The organism is Kribbella sp. CA-247076 (genome assembly GCF_050942445.1).
In the GTDB taxonomy this organism is placed as follows: domain Bacteria; phylum Actinomycetota; class Actinomycetes; order Propionibacteriales; family Kribbellaceae; genus Kribbella.
Genome location: NZ_CP192051.1, coordinates 5,472,508 through 5,496,998, shown reverse-complemented (window position 1 = coordinate 5,496,998; position 24,491 = coordinate 5,472,508). Strand labels below are relative to the sequence as shown.

Annotated in this window: 24 protein-coding genes; 16 read left to right on the top strand and 8 right to left on the bottom strand. The window is 70.3% G+C overall.

Annotation, left to right across the window (positions count from 1 at the left end):
- Positions 1 to 1,716 carry a CTP synthase gene (locus ACQPYZ_RS25885; RefSeq protein WP_433160654.1) on the top strand — a complete coding sequence of 572 codons (1,716 nt, stop codon included), beginning with the start codon at positions 1 to 3 and terminating at the stop codon, positions 1,714 to 1,716.
- Entirely contained in the window at positions 1,713 to 2,363 is a 651-nt protein-coding gene (locus ACQPYZ_RS25880) for an NUDIX domain-containing protein (RefSeq protein WP_433160652.1), read from the top strand. The genes ACQPYZ_RS25885 and ACQPYZ_RS25880 overlap by 4 nt, the downstream gene beginning before the upstream one ends.
- Positions 2,364 to 2,407: 44 nt before the next feature.
- Here ACQPYZ_RS25880 and ACQPYZ_RS25875 read toward each other — a convergent pair whose 3' ends face one another.
- Entirely contained in the window at positions 2,408 to 3,136 is a 729-nt protein-coding gene (locus ACQPYZ_RS25875; RefSeq protein WP_433160650.1) for a peptidylprolyl isomerase, read from the bottom strand.
- A gap of 79 nt (positions 3,137 to 3,215) precedes the next feature.
- Entirely contained in the window at positions 3,216 to 4,376 is a 1,161-nt protein-coding gene (locus ACQPYZ_RS25870; RefSeq protein ID WP_433160648.1) for an MFS transporter, read from the bottom strand.
- 105 nt (positions 4,377 to 4,481) lie between these two features.
- On the opposite strand from ACQPYZ_RS25870, the gene ACQPYZ_RS25865 reads away from it, so the two are divergent.
- A complete protein-coding gene (locus tag ACQPYZ_RS25865; protein ID WP_433160647.1) occupies positions 4,482 to 4,895 on the top strand; it encodes a cupin domain-containing protein in 414 nt (137 codons plus the stop codon).
- On the opposite strand, the gene ACQPYZ_RS25860 is transcribed toward ACQPYZ_RS25865, so the two are convergent.
- On the bottom strand, positions 4,892 to 5,587 hold the full coding sequence (locus ACQPYZ_RS25860; RefSeq protein ID WP_433160646.1) for a hypothetical protein: 696 nt from the start codon (positions 5,585 to 5,587) through the stop codon (positions 4,892 to 4,894). The two genes, ACQPYZ_RS25865 and ACQPYZ_RS25860, sit on opposite strands and share 4 nt — an antisense overlap.
- A 127-nt stretch (positions 5,588 to 5,714) precedes the next feature.
- Positions 5,715 to 6,545 carry an LLM class F420-dependent oxidoreductase gene (locus ACQPYZ_RS25855; RefSeq protein ID WP_433160644.1) on the bottom strand — a complete coding sequence of 277 codons (831 nt, stop codon included), beginning with the start codon at positions 6,543 to 6,545 and terminating at the stop codon, positions 5,715 to 5,717.
- Between the two features lie 539 nt (positions 6,546 to 7,084).
- Between ACQPYZ_RS25855 and ald the strand changes: the two genes are divergently transcribed.
- The 7 genes from ald (at position 7,085) to ACQPYZ_RS25820 (ending at position 14,308) form a co-directional block, all read left to right on the top strand.
- Entirely contained in the window at positions 7,085 to 8,200 is a 1,116-nt protein-coding gene (gene ald / locus ACQPYZ_RS25850; protein ID WP_433160642.1) for an alanine dehydrogenase, read from the top strand.
- Positions 8,197 to 9,123, top strand: coding sequence for a site-specific tyrosine recombinase XerD (gene xerD, locus ACQPYZ_RS25845; RefSeq protein WP_433169759.1), 927 nt, complete (start codon positions 8,197 to 8,199; stop codon positions 9,121 to 9,123). Before ald ends, xerD begins: the two co-directional genes overlap by 4 nt.
- Before the next feature lie 327 nt (positions 9,124 to 9,450).
- Positions 9,451 to 10,362, top strand: a complete 912-nt coding sequence (locus ACQPYZ_RS25840) for a ParA family protein (protein WP_433169758.1) — start codon at positions 9,451 to 9,453, stop codon at positions 10,360 to 10,362.
- Positions 10,359 to 10,706 carry a hypothetical protein gene (locus tag ACQPYZ_RS25835; RefSeq protein WP_433160640.1) on the top strand — a complete coding sequence of 116 codons (348 nt, stop codon included), beginning with the start codon at positions 10,359 to 10,361 and terminating at the stop codon, positions 10,704 to 10,706. The genes ACQPYZ_RS25840 and ACQPYZ_RS25835 overlap by 4 nt, the downstream gene beginning before the upstream one ends.
- 2 nt (positions 10,707 to 10,708) lie before the next feature.
- Positions 10,709 to 11,683, top strand: coding sequence for a segregation and condensation protein A (locus ACQPYZ_RS25830; RefSeq protein ID WP_433169756.1), 975 nt, complete (start codon positions 10,709 to 10,711; stop codon positions 11,681 to 11,683).
- Entirely contained in the window at positions 11,680 to 13,581 is a 1,902-nt protein-coding gene (gene scpB, locus ACQPYZ_RS25825; protein ID WP_433160639.1) for an SMC-Scp complex subunit ScpB, read from the top strand. The genes ACQPYZ_RS25830 and scpB overlap by 4 nt, the downstream gene beginning before the upstream one ends.
- Positions 13,574 to 14,308, top strand: coding sequence for a pseudouridine synthase (locus tag ACQPYZ_RS25820; protein ID WP_433160638.1), 735 nt, complete (start codon positions 13,574 to 13,576; stop codon positions 14,306 to 14,308). Before scpB ends, ACQPYZ_RS25820 begins: the two co-directional genes overlap by 8 nt.
- Here the strand turns inward: ACQPYZ_RS25820 and ACQPYZ_RS25815 are convergent, their stop codons facing one another.
- The gene (locus ACQPYZ_RS25815) at positions 14,309 to 15,217 is read right to left on the bottom strand and encodes a hypothetical protein (protein WP_433160636.1); all 909 of its coding nucleotides are present in this window, start codon (positions 15,215 to 15,217) and stop codon (positions 14,309 to 14,311) included. It lies immediately after the preceding gene.
- A gap of 93 nt (positions 15,218 to 15,310) precedes the next feature.
- Between ACQPYZ_RS25815 and pafA the strand changes: the two genes are divergently transcribed.
- The 3 genes from pafA to ACQPYZ_RS25800 all read left to right on the top strand — a co-directional run bounded on the left by pafA (position 15,311) and on the right by ACQPYZ_RS25800 (position 19,127).
- The gene (pafA, locus tag ACQPYZ_RS25810) at positions 15,311 to 16,672 is read left to right on the top strand and encodes a Pup--protein ligase (protein WP_132323127.1); all 1,362 of its coding nucleotides are present in this window, start codon (positions 15,311 to 15,313) and stop codon (positions 16,670 to 16,672) included.
- Positions 16,673 to 16,723: 51 nt separating this feature from the next.
- Positions 16,724 to 18,019 carry a GNAT family N-acetyltransferase gene (locus ACQPYZ_RS25805; RefSeq protein WP_433160634.1) on the top strand — a complete coding sequence of 432 codons (1,296 nt, stop codon included), beginning with the start codon at positions 16,724 to 16,726 and terminating at the stop codon, positions 18,017 to 18,019.
- Between the two features lie 142 nt (positions 18,020 to 18,161).
- On the top strand, positions 18,162 to 19,127 hold the full coding sequence (locus ACQPYZ_RS25800) for an FKBP-type peptidyl-prolyl cis-trans isomerase (protein WP_433160633.1): 966 nt from the start codon (positions 18,162 to 18,164) through the stop codon (positions 19,125 to 19,127).
- A 115-nt stretch (positions 19,128 to 19,242) separates the two neighbouring features.
- Here ACQPYZ_RS25800 and ACQPYZ_RS25795 read toward each other — a convergent pair whose 3' ends face one another.
- Positions 19,243 to 19,686: a hypothetical protein gene (locus tag ACQPYZ_RS25795; protein WP_433160632.1), complete on the bottom strand. Its 444-nt coding sequence runs from the start codon at positions 19,684 to 19,686 to the stop codon at positions 19,243 to 19,245.
- A gap of 31 nt (positions 19,687 to 19,717) precedes the next feature.
- Entirely contained in the window at positions 19,718 to 20,818 is a 1,101-nt protein-coding gene (locus tag ACQPYZ_RS25790) for a DUF3866 family protein (protein WP_433160630.1), read from the bottom strand.
- Between the two features lie 87 nt (positions 20,819 to 20,905).
- Between ACQPYZ_RS25790 and ACQPYZ_RS25785 the strand changes: the two genes are divergently transcribed.
- Together ACQPYZ_RS25785 and ACQPYZ_RS25780 are read left to right on the top strand one after the other, a co-directional pair.
- Complete coding sequence (locus tag ACQPYZ_RS25785; protein ID WP_433160628.1) at positions 20,906 to 21,862, top strand: helix-turn-helix transcriptional regulator; 957 nt, start codon at positions 20,906 to 20,908, stop codon at positions 21,860 to 21,862.
- Positions 21,859 to 22,830 (top strand): helix-turn-helix transcriptional regulator, encoded by a 972-nt coding sequence (locus tag ACQPYZ_RS25780; RefSeq protein ID WP_433160626.1) that lies wholly within the window; start codon positions 21,859 to 21,861, stop codon positions 22,828 to 22,830. Before ACQPYZ_RS25785 ends, ACQPYZ_RS25780 begins: the two co-directional genes overlap by 4 nt.
- A 34-nt stretch (positions 22,831 to 22,864) precedes the next feature.
- Here ACQPYZ_RS25780 and ACQPYZ_RS25775 read toward each other — a convergent pair whose 3' ends face one another.
- On the bottom strand, positions 22,865 to 24,055 hold the full coding sequence (locus ACQPYZ_RS25775; protein ID WP_433160624.1) for a winged helix DNA-binding domain-containing protein: 1,191 nt from the start codon (positions 24,053 to 24,055) through the stop codon (positions 22,865 to 22,867).
- Between the two features lie 232 nt (positions 24,056 to 24,287).
- Between ACQPYZ_RS25775 and ACQPYZ_RS25770 the strand changes: the two genes are divergently transcribed.
- Positions 24,288 to 24,479 (top strand): hypothetical protein, encoded by a 192-nt coding sequence (locus ACQPYZ_RS25770; RefSeq protein WP_433160622.1) that lies wholly within the window; start codon positions 24,288 to 24,290, stop codon positions 24,477 to 24,479.
- The last annotated feature ends 12 nt before the right edge of the window (positions 24,480 to 24,491 follow it).

Below are 24,491 nucleotides of genomic sequence, written 5' to 3'. Positions count from 1 at the left end.
GTGGACAGGGCTTCGAACTTCCAGCAGACCAAGCACGTATTCGTCACCGGTGGCGTGGCATCCAGTCTCGGCAAGGGGCTGACAGCGTCCAGCCTCGGCAGTCTGCTGACGGCACGGGGCATCCGGGTCACCATGCAGAAGCTGGATCCGTACCTGAACGTGGATCCCGGCACCATGAACCCGTTCCAGCACGGCGAGGTGTTCGTCACCAACGACGGCGCCGAGACCGACCTGGACATCGGCCACTACGAGCGCTTCCTCGACCGCGATCTGTCCGCGGTCGCGAACGTCACCACCGGGCAGGTCTACTCGAGCGTGATCGCCAAGGAGCGCCGCGGCGAGTACCTCGGCGACACCGTCCAGGTGATCCCGCACATCACCAACGAGATCAAGGAACGGATGCTGGCGATGGCCGGCCCGGACGTCGACGTCGTGCTGCACGAGATCGGCGGCACGGTCGGCGACATCGAGTCGCTGCCGTTCCTGGAGGCGGCCCGCCAGGTCCGGCACGACGTCGGCCGGGACAACGTCTTCTTCCTGCACATCTCCCTGGTCCCGTACCTGGCCCCCAGCGGCGAGCTGAAGACCAAGCCCACCCAGCACTCGGTCGCCGCGCTGCGCTCGATCGGTATCGCCCCGGACGCCGTGGTCTGCCGCGCCGACCGGCCGATCCCGGACGGTGTGAAGCGGAAGATCTCGCTGATGTGCGACGTCGACGTGGAGGCCGTGGTCGCGGCGGTCGACTCGCCGAGCATCTACGACATCCCGAAGGTGCTGCACACCGAGGGCCTGGACGCGTACGTCGTCCGCCGGCTGAACCTCCCGTTCCGCGACGTCGACTGGACCCGCTGGGACGAGCTGCTGCGCGTCGTCCACAACCCGAAGGACCAGGTCACGGTCGCGCTGGTCGGCAAGTACATCGACCTGCCGGACGCCTACCTCTCGGTCGCCGAGGCGCTCCGGGCCGGCGGCTTCGACAACGACGCCAAGGTGAACCTGCGCTGGATCGCCTCCGACGAGTGCGCCACCCCCGAGGCCGCCGCGCGGCTGCTCGGCGAGGTCGACGCGGTCTGCATCCCGGGCGGGTTCGGCATCCGCGGGATCGAGGGCAAGATCGGCGCGATCCGGTTCGCCCGCGAGCAGGGTATCCCGATCCTCGGCCTGTGCCTCGGTCTGCAGTGCATGGTGATCGAGGTCGCCCGGGACCTGGCCGGCCTGGTCGACGCCAACTCCAGCGAGTTCGACCCGGACGCCGAGCAGCCGGTGATCGCGACGATGGAGGAGCAGAAGCACATCGTCTCCGGCTCCGGTGACCTCGGCGGCACCATGCGCCTCGGCCTCTACCCGGCGAACCTGGCCGACGGCTCGATCGTGCGCGAGCTGTACGGCGCCCCGTCGGTGCAGGAACGCCACCGGCACCGCTACGAGGTGAACAACGCCTACCGCGACAAGCTGGAGACCGCCGGCCTGGTGTTCAGCGGCCTGTCGCCGGACAACGAGCTGGTGGAGTTCATCGAGCTCGACAAGGCGCAGCACCCGTACTTCGTCGCCACCCAGGCGCACCCGGAGCTGCGGTCTCGGCCGACCAAGCCGCACCCGCTGTTCGCCGGCCTGATCGCGGCCGCCCTGGTCCGCCAGCGCGAGTCCCGGCTGCCGGTCGAGGAGCCGACAGTGGCGAAGAAGACGGTCGCCAAGACTCCGGCCAAAGCTCGATGACCGACCACCCCGAACTGCGGTTCGGTGCGGGCCTGGCCGACGTACCGGAGCGGTGGCCGGTCACGTCGTCGGAGGTGGTGCACGAGACCGGCCGGGTGATCTCGGTACGGCGGGACCACATCGATCCTCCTGGTCGCGACGGCTTCGTGCGCGACGTCGTCGTACACCCGGGCGCGGTCGGGGTCGTGGCGCTGGACTCGGCGAACCGGATGCTGCTGGTTCGGCAGTACCGGCACCCGGTCGGGCATCGGCTGCTCGAGCCGCCGGCCGGGTTGCTCGACGTCCAGGGGGAGCAGTACCGGTTGGGCGCCGAGCGGGAGCTCTGGGAGGAGACCGGCACGAAGGCGGCCGACTGGCGGGTGCTAGTCGACGCGTTCACGTCGCCCGGGCTCACCGACGAGGCGGTGCGGATCTTCCTGGCCCGCGACCTGTCACCGGCCGACGAGGCGTACGACCGCCTGCACGAGGAGGCGGACATGGAGACCGTATGGGCTCCGTTGGTGGACGTGGTCGGCGCCGTCCTTGCCGGGCACCTGCACAACCCGATCCTGGTGATGGGCGCGCTGGCGGCCTGGACCGCGCTCAACGGTCCAGGCTTCGACCAGTTGCGCCCCGCCGACTCCCCCTGGCCGGCCAAGGACCGCTGACGGCTCTCGGCCGGCTGAGGACTGCTCTGGCCGGGTGACCTCCCCTAACGGCCGCCGAGGGAGCGGGCGATCAGGATGTCCGTCTTCCGCTGCGGCGCGCCGTCGACCGGAGCCGGGTCGTCGGGCGTGGGGACGATGCCGCCGGCCGCGACCCGGTCCAGGACCTTCAGCCCGAGGCGGTCGACCGAGCCGAAGATCGTGTAGTCCGGACGAAGGCGCGAGTCGCCGAAGACCAGGAAGAACTGGCTGCCGTTGGTGTTCGGACCGGCGTTGGCCATCGCCAGCGTCCCGCGGGCGTAGACCTTCCGCGTGCCGGTCGGGTCGTCCGGCCAGTTGGGCAGGTCGGTCGGGAGCTCGTCCTTGTAGGAGTAGCCGGGGCCGCGCTCGCCCGTGCCGCTCGGGTCGCCGCACTGCAGGACCTTCAGCGTCGGGTAGAGCGTCAGCCGGTGGCAGGTGGTGAAGTCGTAGAACCGGCTCCGGGCGAGGTGCAGGAAGCTCTGGACGGTGCACGGTGCCTTGGCGCGGTCGAGCGTGAGCAGCATCGGGCCCTGGTTCGTGACCACGATGACACGCACGATCCCCTTGCTGGGCGTCGGCGTCGGGTCCGGCGGCAGGCTGACCGGCCGCGGCGACGGGTCGTCCGGGGTCGCGGTGTACCCGCACGGCCCGTCGGTGGTGACCGGCGTGGCCGGCGCGGCGGACGCCGTACCGGTGGCGGACAGCAGACCGGCGACGGTCAAACTGGCGGCGGCGATGACACGGGTGGCTCTCATCGTGAGATCTCCTTCAGGGGCGCTCGGGATCAGCCGGTGGCCAAGGTGAAGATCCGCAGGTCACGGTTCTTCGGCAGCGTCACGCTAACCGGTGTCCTGCCCGCCGGGAAGCCCCGAACGCCGCGACCGCCAGCAGACTGAGCCCGCCGCAGACGAGCATCGTGATTCGCGTCCCGGCCAGCTCGATCAGACCGCCCGCGAGGACTCCGGACACCAGCGACCCGGCAGTCGCGGAATTCGCGAACAGCGCGGTGCCGGTGCCGCTGGCGGGCGCGAGCACAGCCTGGAAGTGCTGGATCCCAGCGGTGCCGATGACGGCGATCGCCGTCCCCCGGGCAACCTGACCGATCAGCAGGAGTACCAACCCGTCGGCCGGCGCGATCAGCAGGAAGTAGGCGACGAACAGACCGAGACCGAGCAGGATCAGCAGCCGGCCGTTCATCCGGGGCATCAGCCAGATCAGCGCGAGCGCCGCGACGATCTCCACCACGGCGCAGAGGCTGAACAGAACGCCGACCGCACTGCCGGTGCGGTCCAGCTCGCCGGTGACGAACAGCGGCAGGGCCACGGATCCGGCGAACATCGCGGTGTGTACGAGCACCATGCTCGCCGTGAGCAGAACGATGGACAGCCGGTGCGCGGACCGAGCTGTTGCCGGCCGTGCATCGGGTGTCCGATCGGGGACCTGGTCGCCCCGGGGGATGACGAAGATCGCGGCGACGGTCAGCAGCAGGGCGATCGCCGATGCCCGGAACAGCCCGTCGTACCCGCTCTCCGCGAGGATCCACGCGCCGAGCAACGGCCCGACCGCCCACGCCAGCGACCAGCCGGACCGAAGCAGCGGGGTGGCTCGTTGCCTGACCCGGCCGGTGAACCTGACGTCGGCCAGCGCGAACACCTGCGGGTAGCCGGCGCCGGCGATCCCGAGCAGGCTCAGCGCGACCAGGATCAGTACGGCGAAATCGGTCACCCCCGGCAGCAGCCCGAAGCCGATGGCTCCGGCACCGGCGGCGATCGCGGCCCAGCGCCGCGCCGGTGTGCGGTCGAACGCGCGCCCGAAGACGGTGCTGAAGACGATGCCGCCCAACGCGATCGCGGAGATGAACAAGCCCGTCCGCAGCGGCGACAACCCGGCTTCCTCCGACGCGAAGAGGACCAGATAGGTCCCGGTCATCGAGTCGGCGCCGCCCAGCAGCACGACCACCGCGGCCATCGGCACCAACGAGCGTTTGGCGTCCACCCGTTTCACCGTAGGTGTGGCCACCGACAGAATCTCAGGGCCGGCCGGCTCGAAGCACTTCAGTCGGGCAGCACCGGCTGCGCGACTCTGCCGACAATGGTCCTCATGGACAAGCCGGAATTGGCCGAGTTGCTGGACCTGGAGCCGCACCCGGAAGGGGGTTGGTACAAGGAGACCTGGCGGTCGGAGGTCGCCTTCACACCGGAGGGGTACGACGGCGAGCGGGCCAGCGCGACCGCGATCTACTTTCTGCTCGCGCCGGGGGAGGAGTCCCGGTCGCACCGCGTGCGGTCGGCCGAGGTCTGGCTGTGGCACTCAGGTGGACCGCTCACCCTCGAGTACGGCGAGGAGCCGGTGACCACGGTGACACTCGGCCCGGACGTGGCCGCGGGCCAGCACCCGCAGGCCGTCGTACCTGCGGGTGCCTGGCAGTCGGCGAGACCGGCCGGCGATCAGCCCGTCCTGGTGTCGTGCATCGTCTCGCCCGGCTTCGACTTCGCCGACTTCGCGATGCGTTAGGTCTGCGGGACGATCGTCTCGCCCGTGCTCACCTCCGGTAGGTGCTCGCGGATCATGTAGCCGCCGGCGCAGGCGATCCAGACGGCGGAGACCAGCAACGGGACCGTGGTCATCAAGGTGCCGCCGGCAATGAACGGGCCGTCGGTGGCGAACACGCCGAACGCGCCGGCGAACGACACCACCGCGGCCAGCAGCGCCAGGTACCCGAGCCAGTTCGGCATCAGCCGGGTGCGCAGGACGCCGATCCCGGCAGCGGCCAGCGGCAGGGTGGCGGCGAAGCCGATCATCGTGGTCATCACCGCCGTCAGTTCGTACAGCATCACGGTGATCGCCGCGCCCCGGCCGTCGATGCTGAACGCGGTCGCGGCGGTCAGTCCGGCGTCGACGAAGAGAGCGCTGCCGACCAGCACGGATCCGGCGAGCAACGCCAAGTGGACGTCGCTGCGCTCGTCGCGCTCCCGGATCGCCTCGGCGAAGGCGGCGGCGAACCAGATGATCAGTCCGGCCGCGGCGGCCCACATCAGTGCACCGATCAGCATCGAGGTCCGGGCGTCGCCGAGGAAGCCCGTGATGGTGCCTTCGGACTCGTCGACCCTGGGAGGGTTGCCGGGCAGGAACCTGCCCAGGAGTGCCAGGACGACGAAGGCCAGCCCGGCGAAGCCGCCCCAACGCAACTCGTGTCGCTCAGTCATGGGGAAACACCTCCAGTGCGCGCACCGCGAATGGGTGCGCCTACTGCTGATGTTCCTCCGCCGCGAGCGGTCGTCAAGAGGGGTCCGTCCGGCGCACAGGCGCACCGCCGGACGGTCCCGTCACGACCTACTGGAGAACGGTTGCCAAGGCCTCGTAACCGGGCAGCAGGTCGATGCCTTCGCGGCCGAGCTGCTGGATCGCGACGTGGTCGGCGCCGGCCTCCAGGTGGGCGTGGAGGCCCTCCGCGATCTCCACCGCCGAGCCGTGCAGGACGAGGGCGTCGACGAGCTTGTCGCTGCCGCCGTCGTCGAGGTCGTGGTCGGTGAAGCCCAGGCGCTTCAGGTTCGACCGGTAGTTGCTCAGCTGCAGGTACGACGCCAGGTAGTCGCGGCCCGTCGACCGGGCGATCTCGTCGTCGGTCTCGAGCACCACCTTCTGCTCGGGTGCGAGCAGCACGCCGCCGCCGAGCGTACGACGGGCCTCGCGGGTGTGCTCCGGTGTCGTCAGGTACGGCAGCGCGCCCGCCGTACGACTGCCGGCGACCTGCAGCACCTTCGGCCCGAGCGCCGCCAGCGCCCGCCGGTCGGCCGGCACCTTGGCGTCGTCCAGCTCGTCCAGGTAGTCGAGGATCGTCCGGTACGGCGACCTGTACTCGCCGGTGCGTTCCGGGTGACCGATGCCCACGCCGAGCAGGAACCGGCCCGGGTGCTCCTCCTCCAGCCGGTGGTACGACGCCGCGACGTCGGCGGCCGGCGACTTCCACATGTTGACGATGCTGGTGCCGACGGCAACGGAGTTCGTTGACGCCAGCAACACTTCCGCGTCGCGCAGGCCGGCGTCCGGTGAGGCGCCCAGCCAGAGCGCGCCGTACCCGGCCTGCTCCAGCCCGGCCGCCAGCTCCGGCCCCCAGTGCTGCGGTCCGTGCCAGACCCCGAAGCGTCCAAGTTCTACCGCCACGCGTACTCCTCTCGTCGAACCGTTCTCAGGCTGCAACCAGGAGCGGGCGGGCTCCGTTCCAGTGCTACGTGAAGCATCCCTGACGACCCCGAGGGACCGTCAATGATCATTGCCCACGCAACCAGTATGTGGACCTGCGCCGGCGAGGTAGTTGAGCAGTCCATGAACGGCGGCGCTCGTCCAGGTCGAGACCGGCCATGAAGCGTTTCGATCAGGGGTACCGAGAAGTACCCGAAGCCGGGACTTCGGTGCGGTGCGAGACTGGCGTGAAGAGAGAAATGGAGATTGCGTCAAGATTGCGCAAAGCCTGTGGGGGCAAGGGATTCCGGTGTGAACGTCACGGGCCGCCACGGCGTCGTACGAGAGTGTGACCCGCCGGGCTCCGGTCCGCGAGTCTTCACCGGATAGGACCATCCGATCAGGTGGTATGAACCTCGCGGGCTTACACTCGGCAGCGACCTGGCAGCACACCCCTCACCGCCGGGCCGCGGACACAACGATGTGGGCCGCACACCTGGAATGTGAAAGAAGGGCGAGTTGTGAAGGTCGGAGTTCCGAAGGAAGTCAAGAACCACGAGTACCGGGTGGCGATCACCCCGTCCGGCGTCCACGAGTTCGTGGGCAACGGGCACGAGGTTCTGATCGAGCAGGGCGCGGGGACCGGTTCGCTGATCCCCGACGACGAGTACGTCGCGGCCGGAGCACGGATCGTGCCGGCCGCCGACGACGTCTGGGCGGACGCGGACCTGGTGCTCAAGGTGAAGGAGCCGGTCGCCGAGGAGTACCACCGGATGCGGCGGGACCAGGTCCTGTTCACCTACCTGCACCTGGCCGCGAGCAGTGACTGTACCGACGCGCTGCTGAAGTCCGGCATCACCGGCATCGCCTACGAGACGGTGCAGCTCCCGGACGGCTCGCTGCCGCTGCTGGCGCCGATGAGCGAGGTGGCCGGCCGGCTCGCCCCGCAGGCCGGTGCCTACCACCTGATGCGCAGCGGCGGTGGCCGCGGCGTGCTGATGGGCGGCGTCTCCGGCGTGCACCCGGCCCGCGTGGTGATCATCGGCGCGGGAGTCGCCGGGATGAACGCGGCCGCGATCGCGCTCGGCATGCAGGCGCAGGTCCAGCTGTTCGACCGCAACATCGCCCGGCTGCGTGAGGCCGACCGGATCTACCAGGGCCACCTGCTGACGATCGCCGCGAACTCGTACGAGATCGAGCGCGCGGTGCTCGAGGCCGACCTGGTGATCGGCGCGGTCCTGGTGCCGGGCGCGAAGGCGCCGAAGATCGTCACCAACGACATGGTCCGCCGGATGAAGCCGGGCAGCGTGCTCTGCGACATCGCGATCGACCAGGGCGGCTGCTTCGAGGACTCGCGCCCGACCACGCATGCCGACCCGGTGTACCAGGTGCACAACTCGTTGTTCTACTGCGTCGCGAACATGCCCGGCGCGGTGCCGAACACGTCGACGTACGCGCTCACCAACGTGACGCTGCCGTACGCGATCGAGCTGGCGAACCTGGGCTGGCGGGAGGCGCTGAAGCAGGACCACAGCCTCGCGCTCGGGCTGAACACCTTCGACGGTCACGTCACGTACGGGCCGGTGGCCGAGGCCCACGACGTGTCCCAGCTGAAGCTCGACGAGGTGCTGGTCTGAGCATCGCCCGGGCGGTTAACGCGTACCTCGACCACCTGACGGTCGAGCGCGGCCTGGCTGCGAACACCCTGGCGTCGTACCGGCGGGACCTCCGCCGGTACGGCGCCTACCTCGAGTCGGCCGGGATCTCGTCGCTGGGAAGCATCTCGGAGGCCGTGGTGAGCGACTTCCTGATGCGGTTGCGGGAGGGCGACGCCGACCATCCGCCGCTGACCGCGTCCTCGGCCGGGCGGACCGTGGTCGCGGTCCGGGGGTTCCACAAGTTCTGCCTGCGAGAGGGCCTGACCGCGGTGGATCCGGCCGCGGCCGTGAAACCTCCGGCGCCGCCGCAACGCCTTCCCAAGGCCCTGTCCGTCGACGAGGTCTCCCGGATTCTGTCCGCGGCGGCCGGCGCCGAGGCGGAGCCCGCCGTACTCGCGACCCGGGACGCGGCGTTGCTGGAGTTCCTCTACGGCACGGGCGCGCGGATCTCCGAGGCGGTCGGGCTCGACGTGGACGACGTCGACCTCGACGCCGGCGCGGTGCTGTTGCGCGGCAAGGGCAGCAAGGAGCGGGTGGTCCCGGTCGGGTCGTACGCCCGCGACGCGCTGGCGGCGTACCAGGTCCGTGGCCGGCCCGACCTCGTCGGCCGGGGGCGCGGCACGCCCGCGTTGTTCCTGAACGCGCGCGGCGGCCGGCTGTCCCGGCAGAGCGCCTGGACCGTACTGCGCCGCGCCGCCCAACGGGCCGGGATCGCCAAGGAAATCTCCCCGCACACGTTGCGGCACTCGTTCGCCACCCACCTCCTGGACGGCGGCGCCGACGTCCGTGTCGTCCAGGAGCTCTTGGGCCACGCCTCCGTCACCACCACCCAGGTCTACACCCTGGTAACGGTCGACAAACTCCGCGAGGTCTACGCCACCTCCCACCCTCGCGCACTGTAGACCCCGATACCGGGGAGTGGTGGACGGTGTGCGATCATCTGGTGACGGTTGGTCATCGTGAAGGGGTGATCGGCCGGGTTCGGAGCTTTGTCGACAAACCACCCCACCCCGGTGCGGAGTGGCTGGTTGAGAGTGCTTGAATGCACGCTTACAGTCGCTGGGATCGCCCGTATCGGTTGAAAGGTTTGACGAGTCATGAACGAGTCGACATTCCCGGGCACCCAGCAGTTCCCGTCGCCGGCCCAACCGATCGCGCCGACGGTCTCCCAGCCTGCTGCCGCCCCCCAGCCGCAGCGGAACCTGACCCCACCCGAGAACTATGCGGAGATGCCCCGGCCGACGGCCAAGCTCACCGCGGAGGACATCGCACCTGTGAATGACGCGCACGGCCCGAGGAACAAGATCGGGCCGACCGGCCGGCCGGTCCCTGACCTGCCCGTGCCGCAGCCGCCGACCAAGACGGGCCCGGCGCAGGTGATCGCGATGTGCAACCAGAAGGGTGGCGTCGGCAAGACCACCACCACGATCAACCTCGGCGCCGCGATCGCCGAGACCGGTCGCAAGGTGCTGCTGATCGACTTCGACCCCCAGGGCTCGGCGTCGATCGGCCTCGGCGTGCAGCCGCACGACCTGGACATCTCGGTCTACAACCTGCTGATGCAGCGCGACATCACCGCCGACGAGGTGATCCGGCCGACCAGCGTGCCGAATCTCGACCTCCTGCCGGCCAACATCGACCTGTCCGCGGCCGAGGTCCAGCTCGTCCAGGAGGTCGCCCGCGAGTACACGCTGCAGCGCGTGCTCGAGCCGATCATCCCGAACTACGACGTCATCCTGATCGACTGCGCGCCGTCGCTCGGCCTGCTCACCGTGAACGCGCTGACTGCGTCCAACGGCATCGTCGTACCGCTGGAGTGCGAGTTCTTCGCGCTCCGTGGGCTGGCGATGCTGACCGACACGATCGGCAAGGTGCAGGACCGGCTGAACCCGAAGCTCGAGATCGTCGGCATCCTCGGCACCATGTTCGACGGGCGCACGACGCACGCCCGGGAGGTCCTCGACCGGGTGGTCCAGGCCTTCGACGAACGCGTCTTCCACACCGTCATCCGGCGTACCGTCAAGTTCCCCGAGACCACGGTCGTCGGCGAACCGATCACGACGTACGCCCCGTCCTCGTCCGCGGCCACGCAGTACCGCGATCTCGCCAAGGAGGTGCTGGCGCGTTGTCCCGCCGGGTGAGCCTGCCAGGTGCCAGTGAACTCTTCGGGGGTGCGGCACCGAAGCAGACCAGACCCGAGAAGCGCACCACCACCGACGGGCCGTCGACTGTACGGTCCCGTACGACGGTCGCCGACGACCGGAAGTCGAGTGGTCGGATCCGTCACGACACGAAGATCACCGTGTACGTGACGGAGGAGGAGCTGCTCGGCCTGGAACAGACCAGACTCGCGCTGCGCGCCGAGCACGGCCTGACCGCCGACCGTGGCCGGATCGTCCGCGAGGCGATCGACGTGCTGCTGGCCGACTTCGTCGACCACGGCCCGGACTCGGTGCTGGTACGGCGGCTCAAGGCCTCGGAGTGAGCGTGTCCTCGGACTCGTTACCGCTGGACCTGGGGTCGGACGGCGGCCCGGCTGTTGCTGAGGGCAAGGGGTTCAGCGTTCACCTGGTGAACTTCGAGGGGCCGTTCGACCTGCTGCTGCAGTTGATCAGCAAGCACAAGCTCGACATCACCGAGATCGCGCTGTCGCAGGTCACCGACGACTTCATCGCGCACATCAAGGCGCTCGGCCCGGAGTGGGACCTCGACCAGACGTCGGAGTTCCTGCTGATCGCGGCCACGCTGCTCGACCTCAAGGCGGCCCGGCTGCTGCCGAAGGGCGAGGTCGAGGACTCCGAGGATCTGGCGCTGCTCGAGGCGCGTGACCTGCTGTTCGCGCGGCTGCTGCAGTACCGGGCGTTCAAGCAGATCGCGGCGCTGACGCAGGAGCGGATGGCGGCCGAGTCGAAGCGGTTCCCGCGGGCGGTCGGGATGGAGCCGCGGTTCGCGGAGCTCCTGCCGGAGGTGCTGCTCGGGATCGACCCGGCCGGGCTGGCGGCGCTGGCGGCGCGTGCGCTCGCGCCGAAGACCGACGTACCCGAGGGCGTGTCGCTGGCGCACCTGCACGCGCCGGCGGTGACGGTCCGCGAGCAGGCCGTGGTGATCGTGGACCGGTTGCGGCGGCAGCGCAGTACGACGTTCCGCGCGCTGGTGGCGGATTCGCCGGACACGGTGACGACGGTTTGCCGGTTCCTGGCGCTGCTGGAGTTGTTCCGGGAGGCGGCGGTGTCGTTCGAGCAGGTGACGCCGCTGGGGGAGCTGACCATCCGGTGGACCGGCTCCGACGAGGGCGAGATCGACGTGTCCGACGAGTTCGACGAGGTCGCGAACCCCGAGTCCGGCGACGGTGAGGCACCCGAGGTCTCCGACGAGGTGGATTTCCTCGAACCCGGTGAGACCCTGACCGAAGACGACACCGCCCACCCCGCCGACAGCCCCGACGAGACGGTGACCCAGTGACCGACCACCCCGACACCCCGACCGAAGACCCCACGCACCTCGGCCCGGACGCCACACCTGAACCCTCCGCAGACCACGCGGCAGACGCGACGCCGGAGGGCTCGGCGGATCTCGGCGGGGAGGCGGCCCCGGTGGGCTCGGCGGACCTCGGCGGTGACGCCACTCCGGAGGGCTCGGCGGAGGTTGCGGGCGACGCGACCGCGGAAGGCTCGGCGCAGAGCGGCGACGCGAGCGCGGAGGTCTCGGCGGAGGTCGGTGGGGACGCGACGCCGGAGGCTTCGGTGGATCTTGGGGCGGACGCGGCCGCGGATCCTGAAGCCGTGCAGGAGGCGTCCGCTGCTGACGCTGTGGAGGACGGGGCTTCGGCGGGGGAGGACGAGGACTACCTGCCGCCGGGGCAGACCGAAGTGCCGGTGGGGGACGAGGTTGTCGTCGACGACGAGACTATGCGGCGGGCGCTTGAGGCGATCCTCATGGTGACGGACGAGCCGCTGCCGGTGCTCACCCTGGCGCGCGCGGTGGGCCGGCCGACCGGGGACGTGTCGGCGGCGCTCCTCACGCTGGCCGACGAGTACACCGAGCAGGGCCGCGGGTTCGAGCTGCGTGAGGTGGGCGGCGGCTGGCGCTACTACACCCGCGTGGAGGCAGCGCCGTACGTCGAGAGGTTCGTGCTCGACGGGCAGCAAGCGCGGCTCACGCAGGCCGCGCTCGAGACGCTGGCGGTGGTCGCGTACAAGCAGCCCGTCAGCCGGGCGCGAGTCTCCGCGATCCGTGGTGTGAACGTCGACGGCGTCATGCGCACGCTGATCGCCCGCGGTCTCGTGGAGGAGGCCGGCGCGGACACCGAGTCCCAGGCGACGCTCTACCGCACCACGTCCTACTTCCTCGAACGCATGGGCATGCAGTCCCTCGACGACCTCCCCGAGCTCGCGCCGTACCTCCCCGACATGGACGACATCGAAGAAGAACTAGCCGCCCAGACCCTCCCACCCACGTCGTCCGAGGATGGTACGACGCCCGCAGGTGCTGGGAGTACGACGCCCACCGAGACGGACGGTACGACGCCGGCGGAGCCCGACGAGCTCGCGCGTACGTCGGCCGAAGGCGCCGAGCAGCCGACGACCGCCGAACAGACCGGCGAGAACGAGCCGTCCGAGACCACCGAGCCGACGCACGAGCCTGCCGAGCGGACGGACGAGCTGGCCGACGACGACGCCGGGATCGACGGGGACCTGGCGACCGAGGAGCCGGTGGAGCTGGACGTCGACCACGAGCCAGGAGAGCTGACGCCGTCCGAGGAGTTCGGAGCCGACGACGAGGCCACTGAGCGGTCGGACGACGTAGCCGAGTCGGCCCACGGAGCTGCAGAGCCGGCGAATGGCGCTGGCGAGGTGGTGGACGGGGCGGTCGAGCCGGACGAGACCGCCGAGCCGACCGACGAGCCAGGCGAAGAGGACGCCGGGATCGACGGGGACGTGGCGACCGAGGAGCCGGCCGAGCTGGACGTCGACCACGAGCCAGGAGAGCTGACGCCGTCCGAGGAGTTCGGAGCCGACAGGCCCACCGAGTCGGCCGACGACCTGGCCGAGCACGCGGACGAGCCGGCCGAGCCGACCGACGAGTCCACCCACGATGTCGCCGGGCCGACGGACGAGCCGGGCGGCGAGGACGCCGGGATCGACGGAGACCTGGAGACCGAGGAACCCGTGGAGTTGGACGTTGAGCACGAGCCGGAAGAGCTGACGCCGTCGGAGGAGTTTGGAGCCGACGACGAAGCCGCCGAGTCGGACGGAGCTGCAGAGCGGGCGGACGAGCGCGCCGGGGCGGACGAGCGCGCCGAGGCTGTGGACGGGGCTGCCGAGGTGGCGGGGTGGCGGGGTGGGGCTCGGGATGGGTGAGGGGGAGGGGGTTCGGCTGCAGAAGGTGTTGGCTCAGGCGGGGGTGGCGAGCCGGCGGAATGCGGAGATCCTGATCGAGCAGGGCCGGGTCGAGGTGGACGGCCGGGTGGTGACCGAGTTCGGTGTGCGGGTGGATCCGGCGGTGTCGGTGATCCGGGTCGACGGTGAACGCATCCCGCCGACCGGCGCCCACGTGTACCTGGTGCTCAACAAACCGCGCGGCGTCGTCACCACGATGTCGGACCCGCAGGGCCGGCCGTGCATCGCCGATTACGTCCAGGACCGCCAGGAGCGCCTGTTCCACATCGGCCGCCTCGACACCGACACCGAGGGGCTGCTGCTGCTCACCAACCACGGCGAGTTCGCGCACCGGCTCACGCACCCGTCGTACGAGGTCTCCAAGACGTACGTCGCCGAGGTCGACGGCAACGTGAAACCGGGAGTACTGCGCCAGCTCCTCGACGGCATCGAGCTCGAGGACGGTCCGGCCCGGGCCGACACCGTCAAGGTGATCTCCAGCATCCGCGGCCGTACGCTGATCCAGATCAGCCTGCACGAGGGCCGCAACCGCATCGTCCGGAGGATGTTCGACGCCGTCGGCCACCCGGTCAAACGCCTGACCCGCACCGCGATCGGCCCGGTCCGCCGCGGCAACCTGCACACCGGCGAGCTCCGCGAGCTCGACCCCAAGGAACTCGGCCAGCTCCTCGACCTCGTCGAGCTGTGACTACTCGCCGTTCAACGCCCCCGACGGGTCGGTGATGGTACGGCGGAAGCGGAAGTACGCCGGGTCGGTGAAACTCGCGGGCACCTTGCCGAGCGAGTTGATGACGGTGGCGGCGCCGTTGGCGTGGCTCACGGCGTACAGATAGCCGGAGCCGGTGTCCTTGTCGATGCCGAGGAGCAGCGTGCTCGCGCGGCCGCACTTCTCCGCGATCAGGACCTCGAACCCCTGCCACGTCCGGGTCCGCACCTTCTTGACCACAGGTGCACCCGACAGCGGGATCCGGATCGTGTAGAGCGCGCCGCCGTGGGTGTTGGCGAGGAACGTGTCGTACGTCGCGGTTTGGCTGATCAGCGTCATCGTCTTGACCGCGTCGTACCCCTTGAAGACCGTCCGCCCGCCCCAGCCCTGGTTCCAGCGGTGGATCGAGCCGGACCACAGGGCGTAATGGTTGGCGCGGTGGGATCCGGGGTCGGGGAAGTAGAACGACTCCTCCAGGTAGGTGATGCTCGGCGACCACCCGCCGCCGATGAGGGTCTGTTCGTACGTCTCCGGGGTGACGTCGACCAGGTTCTTGCCGACGTGGTAATAGACGTCGTACAGGCTGTTGCCGATCGTCACGGTGGCGAAGCGGCTCTCACCTCCTGCGACGGGCTCCCAGCCGACCGCGGTGGCCAGCCGGACCTGCCCGTCCGGGAACAGATCCTTCGGCCCGTCCACAGCCTGCACGACCCGCGGTGGTGTGGTGGCGGAGATCTGCTGCAGCCGATGACCGCCCGACGCCGTCACCGACCCGAGCCGGAGCCCGCACACGGCCGTCGTACTGTCCGGTGCGGCCGCTGCTGTCGGGACGAGCGTCGCTGCCAGCAGTACGGCGCTCAGCGTGCCGGCCAACCCTGGAAGTGTCCTCATACCCAGGTCGATGCGGACCGCCGCCGGAAAGTTACCCGAACGGCGCGCCTGGGACCTGGCCCGGTTGTCGGAGGGGGCACGTAGTGTGGGTGTGTGAACCGGCGAATCTTCGGTCTGGAGAACGAGTACGGCGTCACGTGTACCTTTCGCGGTCAGCGCCGACTGACCCCCGACGAGGTGGCGCGGTACCTGTTTCGGCGCGTCGTGTCCTGGGGGCGGAGCAGCAACGTCTTCCTCCGCAACGGGGCACGCCTCTACCTCGACGTGGGCTCCCACCCGGAGTACGCGACCGGTGAGTGTGACTCGGTCACCGACCTGATCGCGCACGACAAGGCCGGCGAGCGGATCCTCGAGGGTCTGCTGGTGGACGCGCAGAAGCGGCTGCACGACGAGGGCATCTTCGGTGACGTCTACCTGTTCAAGAACAACACCGACTCGGCCGGCAACAGCTACGGCTGCCACGAGAACTACCTGGTCAGCCGGCATGGCGACTTCGCCAAGCTGGCCGACGTACTCATTCCGTTCCTGGTCACCCGGCAGCTGATCTGCGGGGCCGGCAAGGTGCTGCAGACGCCGCGCGGCGCGGTGTACTCGGTGTCCCAGCGGGCCGAGCACATCTGGGAGGGCGTGTCCAGCGCGACCACGCGGTCCCGGCCGATCATCAACACCCGCGACGAGCCGCACGCGGACGCCGAGCGGTTCCGCCGGCTGCACGTGATCGTCGGCGACTCGAACATGTCCGAGACCACCATGCTGCTCAAGGTGGCCAGCACCGACCTGGTGCTGCGGATGATCGAGGCCGGCATCGTGATGCGCGACCTGACCCTGGACAACCCGATCCGGGCGATCCGCGAGATCAGCCACGACATGACCGGCCGCCGCGAGGTCCGGCTGGCCAACGGCCGCGAGGCGAGCGCCCTCGACATCCAGGGGGAGTACCTCACCAAGGCCCGCGACTTCGTCGACCGCCGCGAGCTCGGGACGCCGGCCGTCGAGCGCGCGCTGTCGCTGTGGGAGCGGACGCTGAAGGCGATCGAGTCCGGCGACCTGAGCGGGATCGAGCGCGAGATCGACTGGGTGATCAAGTACCGGCTGATCGAGCGCTACCGCCAGCAGAACAACCTCGGCCTGGCCAGCCCGCGGGTCGCCCAGCTCGACCTGGCGTACCACGACATCCACCGGCCGCGCGGGCTGTACTACCTGCTCGAGCGCAAGGGCGCGGTCACCCGGGTGGTCGACGACCTGCGGATCTTCGAGGCCAAGTCGGTGCCGCCGCAGACGACCCGGGCGCGGCTGCGCGGTGAGTTCATCAAGCGCGCGCAGGAGCGCCGCCGCGACTTCACCGTCGACTGGGTCCACCTCAAGCTCAACGACCAGGCCCAGCGCACGGTCCTCTGCAAGGACCCGTTCAAGTCGCACGACGAGCGGGTGGAGAAGCTCATCGCCAGCATGTGACGGCCGGAAAACGGATCGCCAGTAGGGACCCGCCCGGGTAGAACGGGCGGCATGGCGATCGAGATCCGGCCGGTGACCAGGGCCGAGACCAAGGAGTACCTGCGCGTCCTGCCGTTCGTGAACGGCCTCCCGCAGGAAGAACCCGAGCCCTCGGCCTGGTACGCCGGTCAGGCCGCCTGGCCGCCGCAGGTCCCGGCGACCGAGGCCGACCTCGTTCGGTACGTCGACGAGGTCCAGAGCGACTGGTACCGGCCACAGGCGGCGTTCGTGGACGGCACGATCGCGGGCGCCTCCGGGATCGTCTCGGTCCAAGTGACCATCCCCGGACAGCGGCAGGTCGCGCTCGGCGGCGTCACGTCGACCGGCGTCCTGCCGACGTACCGGCGGCGTGGGCTGTTGCGGAAGATCATGACCGCGATGCTCGAGGACTGCGTGCAGCGGGGCGAGTTCCTGGCCGGGTTGAGTGCGAGTGAGGCGACGATCTACGGGCGGTACGGGTTCGGGCCGGCGACGTTCCAGCACCGGTGGGAGATGCGCCGTACTGACGCTGCCTTCCGGGATGACTTCGAGGACCCGGGGTCACTGAAGTTGGTCGACGCGTCGGTCGCGGCCGAGGTGTGGGCGACGCTGCACGAGCAGGTCCGGGCTGTGCGGGTGGGGGAGATCAGCGCGCTGCCGGGGAAGTGGGAGGGACTTGCGTCGGCCGGACTGCCGGCGGACGGCACCGGTCCGGCTCATCACCTGCTGCATCGGAACGCGAGTGGTGAGGTGGACGGTGCCGCGGTGTTCCGGCTGCCGTGGTCCCTGGACCCTGCTCAGGCCGGTGCGTTGCAGGTGTCCGCGTTCGAGGCGCTCAACCTGGCTGCGTATCGGGCGCTGTGGGGCTTGCTGACGGACTTCGACCTCACGAATCGCGTGGTGGCGGCCAGGCGTCCGGTCGACGAGCCACTGCGGTGGATGTTGACGAACTCACGTGCGCCGAAGATCACGCGTACTCGTGACAACCTCTGGCTGCGGATCCTCGACGTACGCCGGGCTCTCGAGGCGCGCGCGTACGCCGTCGCCGATGTGCTGGTCCTGGACGTGGCGGATGATCTGCTCGGCTCCAACGGTGGCCGCTGGCGGCTGGACGCTTCACCGCAGGGAGCGACGTGTACGGCGGTGTCAGGGGAGTCGGCGGACCTCAGCCTGTCGGTGGCCGACTTGGGCTCGCTGTACCTCGGCGGGATGAGTGCTGTGGTGTTGCTGCACGCCGGGCGGCTTGCTGAGCACACTGCGGGGGCTGCGTCCCGGCTGGACGCCTTGCTGCGACAGGAGCGGGCGCCGTACAACGCTGTCGGCTTCTGAGCGCTGTGACTGTACGTGGTGTGACCCAACGGTGACGCAGGCGGACGCTGGTGTTGTTGCGCGTGCAGGCTAGGGTGGGCGCGTTGTTGACCGTGAGTCGAGCGGCGCGGACCGCGCCGGGATGTTTCGAGGTGCTCGTTTCGTGCGCAAGTTGTTGAGTCTGGTCGCGGTGGCGGCGCTCGGTGCCGGCTTGGTGGCCTGTGGCTCCGAGGAGCCGGAGTTCGGTGCCGGCGGGATCAAGGTGACCTCGGAGTTCGGCCAGAAGCCGACCGTCACCCACCGCGAGGGCGAGCCGGAGAAGACGCTGGTGACCGAGGTCCTCAAGGAGGGCGACGGGCCGGTGGTCAAGAAGGGTGAGCTGCTCACCGCGAACTACCTCGGTCAGATCTGGCGCGACGGCAAGGTCTTCGACAACTCCTACGACCGGGGCGCGCCGTCGTCGTTCCCGATCGGGGTCGGTGGCGTCATCGCCGGCTGGGACGAGGGTCTGGTCGGGAAGAAGATCGGCAGCCGGGTGCTGCTGTCCATCCCGTCCGACAAGGGCTACAAGGAGAGCGGCAACGAGCAGGCCGGCATCAAGGGTGACGACACGCTGATCTTCGTCGTCGACCTGGTCGGCGCGGCCGCCAACGACACCCCGCTGGACGCGACCCCGGCCACCTCGGCGGCGAGCAAGATCAAGGTCACCGGCGAGCTGAACGCGGAGCCGAAGGTCGCGGTCCCGGCCGGCACCAAGGCGCCGGCGAAGCCGGGCAAGCCGGTCGTGTTCGCGCTCGGCAAGGGCAAGCCGGTGGACAAGGGCAGCCAGCTGATCGGGCGGTACGTCGTCTACGACTACACCGGCAAGAAGCAGGCCAGCACGTGGGACGGCCAGCCCGCCGCGCAGGGCCAGCCCGCGCAGCCGGGTGCGCCGACCGACCAGCTCCAGGTCGGCCCCGGCCCGAACGGCCAGAGCGGCGCCCTCGACGGCCTCGCCGGCATCCCGATCGGCAGCCGCGTGCTCGTCGAGCTGCCTCCGTCCAAGGACGACAAGGGCAAGGCCATCAACGCCTTCGCCGTCATCGACATCCTGAACGCCTTCCCCGCCCCCAAGCAGCAGGGCCAGTAAACCGGCCTCCGGCCGGGCAGTAAGGGTTGCTTCCCGGCCCCCAAGCAGCAAGGCCAGTAGCTCCAGAGTTGTGCCGAAGGCCGGTCTCCCCTCGGGGAGGCCGGTCTTTGTGGTGCTAGCGGTGGAACCAGCGGATGGTGGCTGGATGGAGGGTGAGGGTCAAGGCCGTGAGGAGGGTGGTCAGGTGGAGGGTTCGGAGGAGGGCGGTGAGGAGGAAGGTGGGGGACCAGGGGATGGCGGTGAGGTTGTTGGCCTGGAGCCAGGTGATGGGTTCGTAGAGGAGGGACGCGAGCCCGACGGTGCCTAGGAGGCCGGCCAGCAGGTAGCGGGACCAGGGGACGCCGTGCCGGAAGTAGCGGTCGATCACGACGAACAGACCGCCGTACACCAGCACCCGCACGGCCAACTGGGCTACCAGACCGGGGACGGAGATGCCGTCCGCCACCGCATGCACGGCTCCGACGACGGACTCGGCGACACCCGCGCCGACGGCGAGCAACCACATCAGGGTCGCCCAACGTGCGGTCAGCGGGGCTGAGGAGGGAGCAATGGTTGCCATGCTTCCAGCCTCACCGCGAACGCCTCCCGGATCAGGAGTACTGAGACCCCAGCCCCGGTGGAGGTACGTCCACCAGCCCGGCCGCATGCCGCCCCGCCGCCGCAGCAGCCTCGAAGTACGCGCGATCGCCGTCCAGATCCCGCCCCATCGTCGACAACTTCACCGGCGCCGCTCGCATGGCCTCGTACAACCCGTCGACACCTACCCGCACGACCCGATGCCGCGCCTTCAACGGCTCGGCCGCGTCCCGCACCGCGTCACCGAACTCACCCGGCAGATCGGGTACGACGACATCCGCCGGCTGCAACGCCACCCGCCCGTACGCGGTCAGGCTGTGGTGCGAGATCCCCCGGTGCCGCGGGCGCGGATCCGCCTCCGAGATCCGCAGCGACGCGACAGCCCGTCCGCCCAGCGTCCCAACCGCGTTGACCGCCTCACCCGACTGCACCCCGGAGAACCCCCACCGCGTGCCGGTCCCCAGATTGCCCGGCCCCTGCGTCAGTACGACGACCTCGGCCGCCAGCACGTGCACCGCCGTCAACAGCCCGGTGTGTACGGTCACAGCCTCCCGATCCCCGCCGTACGCCTGCCCGACGGTCACAGTCGCGCTCAACCAGCCGCTGTCCCGCAACGCCGCCACAGTCCGCGAAAACGCGAGTGGGAGCGCCCCACCATCGGTCATCACGTACACCACCCGAGTGGTCGGCCGAGCCTCGTACACCCCGGCCAGTACGGCGGGCAGCGCCGAGTGCAGGTCCGCCACGACGACCGGCGTACCGAACAGGTCGTCCGCATCACGCAGTACGTCGTGGTCCGGGGAGTCCTGCTCGTCCGCACCGAGCACCATCGCCTGCAACGGCGTGTAGCGCGCCTTGACCAGGTGCCCGTGCTCGGGCGGGTCTGCCGGCAGCCGATCCGGTACGGCGACCACGAGCGCGTACCCGCCCGTCCCGAGTCCCTTGTCGAGCGCCCCGACGTTCAGCAGCACGCGGTCGCCCGCCAGCGGCGTACCGACGAGCTCCGGGTACGCCAGAGCGCGTACGGACTGCGAATCGACCGTCACAGTCAGTTCGAGCGCACCGGCCCAGCTCCGGCCGACCTCGAGCACCACACCGTCCCGCCAGCGAATCACAGCCCGACTGTAGTGCGTCGAACCGGTGTTCGAAGATTTCGGTGCGGGAGGGCGGGATTTGACGCTCGGAGGCCGTAAGGTGGTCGGGTGTCGGCGCGGAAGAGTGAGCGACTGCTCAACGTGGTCATCTGCCTCCTGGTCGCGCGCACCTACGTGACCAAGGAACGCATCCGCGAGGTGGTCGAGGGGTACGCGGGCCAGACCGACGACGCGTTCGAGAAGATGTTCGAGCGGGACAAGGACGAGCTGCGCGATCTCGGCATCCCGATCGAGATGGGCACGATCGACAAGTTCTTCTCCGACGAGGTCGGCTACCGGATCCGCCGGGACGTGTTCGAGCTGCCCGAGGTCCACCTCGAGCCGGACGAGGCCGCCGTGCTGGGCGTCGCCGCCCGGGTCTGGCAGCACGCCAGCCTGGCCGAGGCGACCACGTCGGCCGTGCTCAAGCTGAAGGCGGCCGGGATCCAGACCGACCAGTCCGCGCTGAGCGCGATCGAGCCGCACGTCGGCGCGTCCGAGCCGGCATTCGACCCGCTGTGGTCGGCTGTCGTCGCCCGCCAGGTCGTGCGCTTCGAGCACCTGCGCAGCGGCGCGTCCGAGCCGACCACGCGCACCCTGGAGCCGTGGGGCATCGTCTCCTGGCACGGCCGCTGGTACGTCGTCGGTCGCGACCGGGACCGTCAGGCGACCCGGATGTTCCGGCTCTCGCGGATCCGCGGCGACGTCAGGACAGTGGGGGAGCCGGACGCGTTCACCGTCCCGGAGGGCACCGACCTGCGGTCACTGGTCGAGGAGCTCGCGCCGCCGCGGCCGACGTCGGAGGCGAAGGTCCGGGCCCGCACCGGCTCGTGTGTCAGCCTGCGCCGGCGTGCCAACGCGATCGAGCCGTACGAGGAGGGCTGGGACCTCCTGCACGTCCCGTACGGCGACTCCGGCGTACTGGCCGAGGAGATCGCGTCGTACGGCCCGGACGCGGTGGTCGAGGGTCCGGGCGACGTACTCGACGGAGTGCTGTGGCGGCTGAGGACGGTTGCCCACGCATGAGTAACGCGCGTGATCAGGTGCAGCGGCTGCTGGCCTTGGTGCCGTACCTGCGGGAGAACGACGGCGCCCGGGTCGACGACGTCGCCAAGGAGTTCGGCGTCCGGCCGAAGCAGATCATCGCGGACCTGAAGGTGCTGTGGTTCTGCGGTCTGCCCGGCGCGCAGATGGGCGATCTGATCGAGATCGACATCGAGGCGGCCGAGGGCGAAGGCGTCATCCACATCAACAACGCCGACTACCTGGCGCGCCCGCTGCGGCTGGCCGCCGACGAGGCACTCGCGCTGCTGACCGCACTCCGCACCCTCCGCGAGGTGACCGCGGGGCCCGACCGGGACGCCGTCGACCGGGCGATCGCCAAACTCGAGCGCGCCGCGGGGGAGGCCGCGGCCGCGAGTGAGGGCCGGGCGGCCCACGTACACGTCGAGCCGGCCGACCCGGAGATCGCCGAGACGGTCAACCGAGGCCTGGCCGGGAAGCGCCGGCTGCACCTGACGTACGACGTACCGTCGCGCGACGAGACCACCGAGCGCGACGTGGATCCGATGCGCCTGGTCGTGTCGGAGGGGCGGACGTACCTGGAGGCCTGGTGCCGGCTGGCGGAGGACGTCCGGCTCTTCCGGCTGGACCGGATCGCCGCCGTGAAGCTGCTGGACCTGCCCAGTCAGCCGCCGCCGGAAGCGACCCCGCGCGACCTGTCGAACGGCATGTTCCAGCCGTCCGAGCGCGACCTGCTCGCGACCGTCCGGCTGGCGCCGCCGGCCCGCTGGGTCGCCGAGTACTACCCGAACGAGTCGGTCGAGGAAGGCCCCGAAGGTTCGCTCATCGTCAGGCTCCGGGTGGCCGACACCGGCTGGCTCCAACGCCTCGTCCTCCGCCTCGGCGGCGCCGCCACGGTCCTCGACCCACCCGACCTCACCACCCAGATAGCAGCCACCGCCCGCCAAGCCCTCAAAGCCTACGACGACTGACTCCCCCCGTGCGGCGGGCCGGGGCGGGGCGGGGTCAGGGTTGGCTGAGGTGTTTTTCGAGGGGGGAGCGGAAGCGCGGGGTTACGCGGACGCCGGCGAGCCAGGTGGTCCAGCGGGCGGCTTCGGCCTCGACGAGTTGGGTGATCTCGCGGCCGACGTCCTCGAGGAGTTCGAAGCGGACCTCGCCGGACTCGGGCTGGCCCCAGCCGCCGATGATGCGGCCGTCGGCCCAGATCGTCGGGCCGACGTTGCCGGTGGTGTCGAAGAGCTTCGCCTTGTGCTCGCCGAGGTACCAGTCGCGTTCCTTCCAGCCCATCGGCGTCGGGTCCAGCGCGGGCAGGAACGCCACCCACGGCTCCACCGGGACCTCCGGCGCCTCGTCACCCGGCAGCACGTAGCCGACCTGACCGTCGAGGTCCACGGCGATCGCCTCGACCGCGGTCAGCGCCTTCTTCGTCTGCCCGGCCGTCCACCCGGTCCACCACTGCAGGTCGGCCGCCGTACCCGGGCCGAACGACGACAGCCACGCCCTCGCCAGTCTCACCCGCGCCTCATCGGCGGTCAGCTTGTCACCGAGCCCACCCGGCAGCCAGTCGTCCGCCGGTGACCACTGGTGCTGGCTGCTCAGCCACGTCCCCAGCGGGCGCCCGCGCACGATCCGGCCCTCGGCGGAGAGCTGGAACAGCACTCGGCTCGTCACGTACGGCTGAGCGGCGTACGCCTTGCCCTCCGCCATGCTGAGCCGGGTCCGCAGCCGCGGCTCGTCCGCGGACAGCTCCTGAGCCGTCGCCGACCCACGCAGCGTCAGCGCGGTGGCCGTCGACTCCTCGACCGCGCGCAACCAGGTCGCGGAGGCGTCGGTGTCGAGAGCGACCCCGGCCTCGGTCAGGTGCTTGACCAGCAGTTTCCGCTGTTTGACCGCGATGTCGTCCGTGCACGCCGCCTGGACGACGGGCGCGAACGACGTCGGTACGACGAACACCGTCCGCCGCATGCCGAGCATCCGGATCAGCGTCCGGTCGTCGTACAGTGCACGCTCCGTGCCGGCCACCTCACTCCCTGGCACCCGTGCCGCGACCGACAGGTGGACCGTGGCCGGGTCGGTGGCATGTAGCGCGACCATGGCCGTGGCCGCCTCGACCGGGTCGGCCGCCTGGACGGCCGGTCCGAGCCGGTGCCGCCGGCCGATCCGTGTCCGCCGCTCCTCGACCCCGATCCGCAACATCCGTGTGCCGCCCCCTCGCCGTACCAAACCTGTCCGTGTCCCGCGCCCCGCGCGCCGTACAGACAGCGGGCGCGCCCAGAGGGAGAAGTCTGCCGGTTGACCGGCCGACCGGCAGCCGCAGGCCGTGTCCGCCCGGCGACACCCGGTTTTACCATCACGTTCCGACACCGTTGTCCGCCGAGACGCCACGCGGGGCGTGGGCGATCACCGGGAACCGGCTAGGCTCCTGGGTATGTACTGGTTCCTGCTGTTCCTCGGCGTGGTGGCGGTGTGGACGCTGGTCCTCGCCCTGCTCGCGCGGAGGTTGTGGGGCCAAGGCAAGGCGCTGACGCGTGAGTTGGTCGCCGCCCAGTCCAAGCTGGACGCCGCGATGTCCCCGGCCGGGTCTGGACAGACCCGCGAGGATGAGCGCGCTCCGGCGTAGTATCGGCCCAGT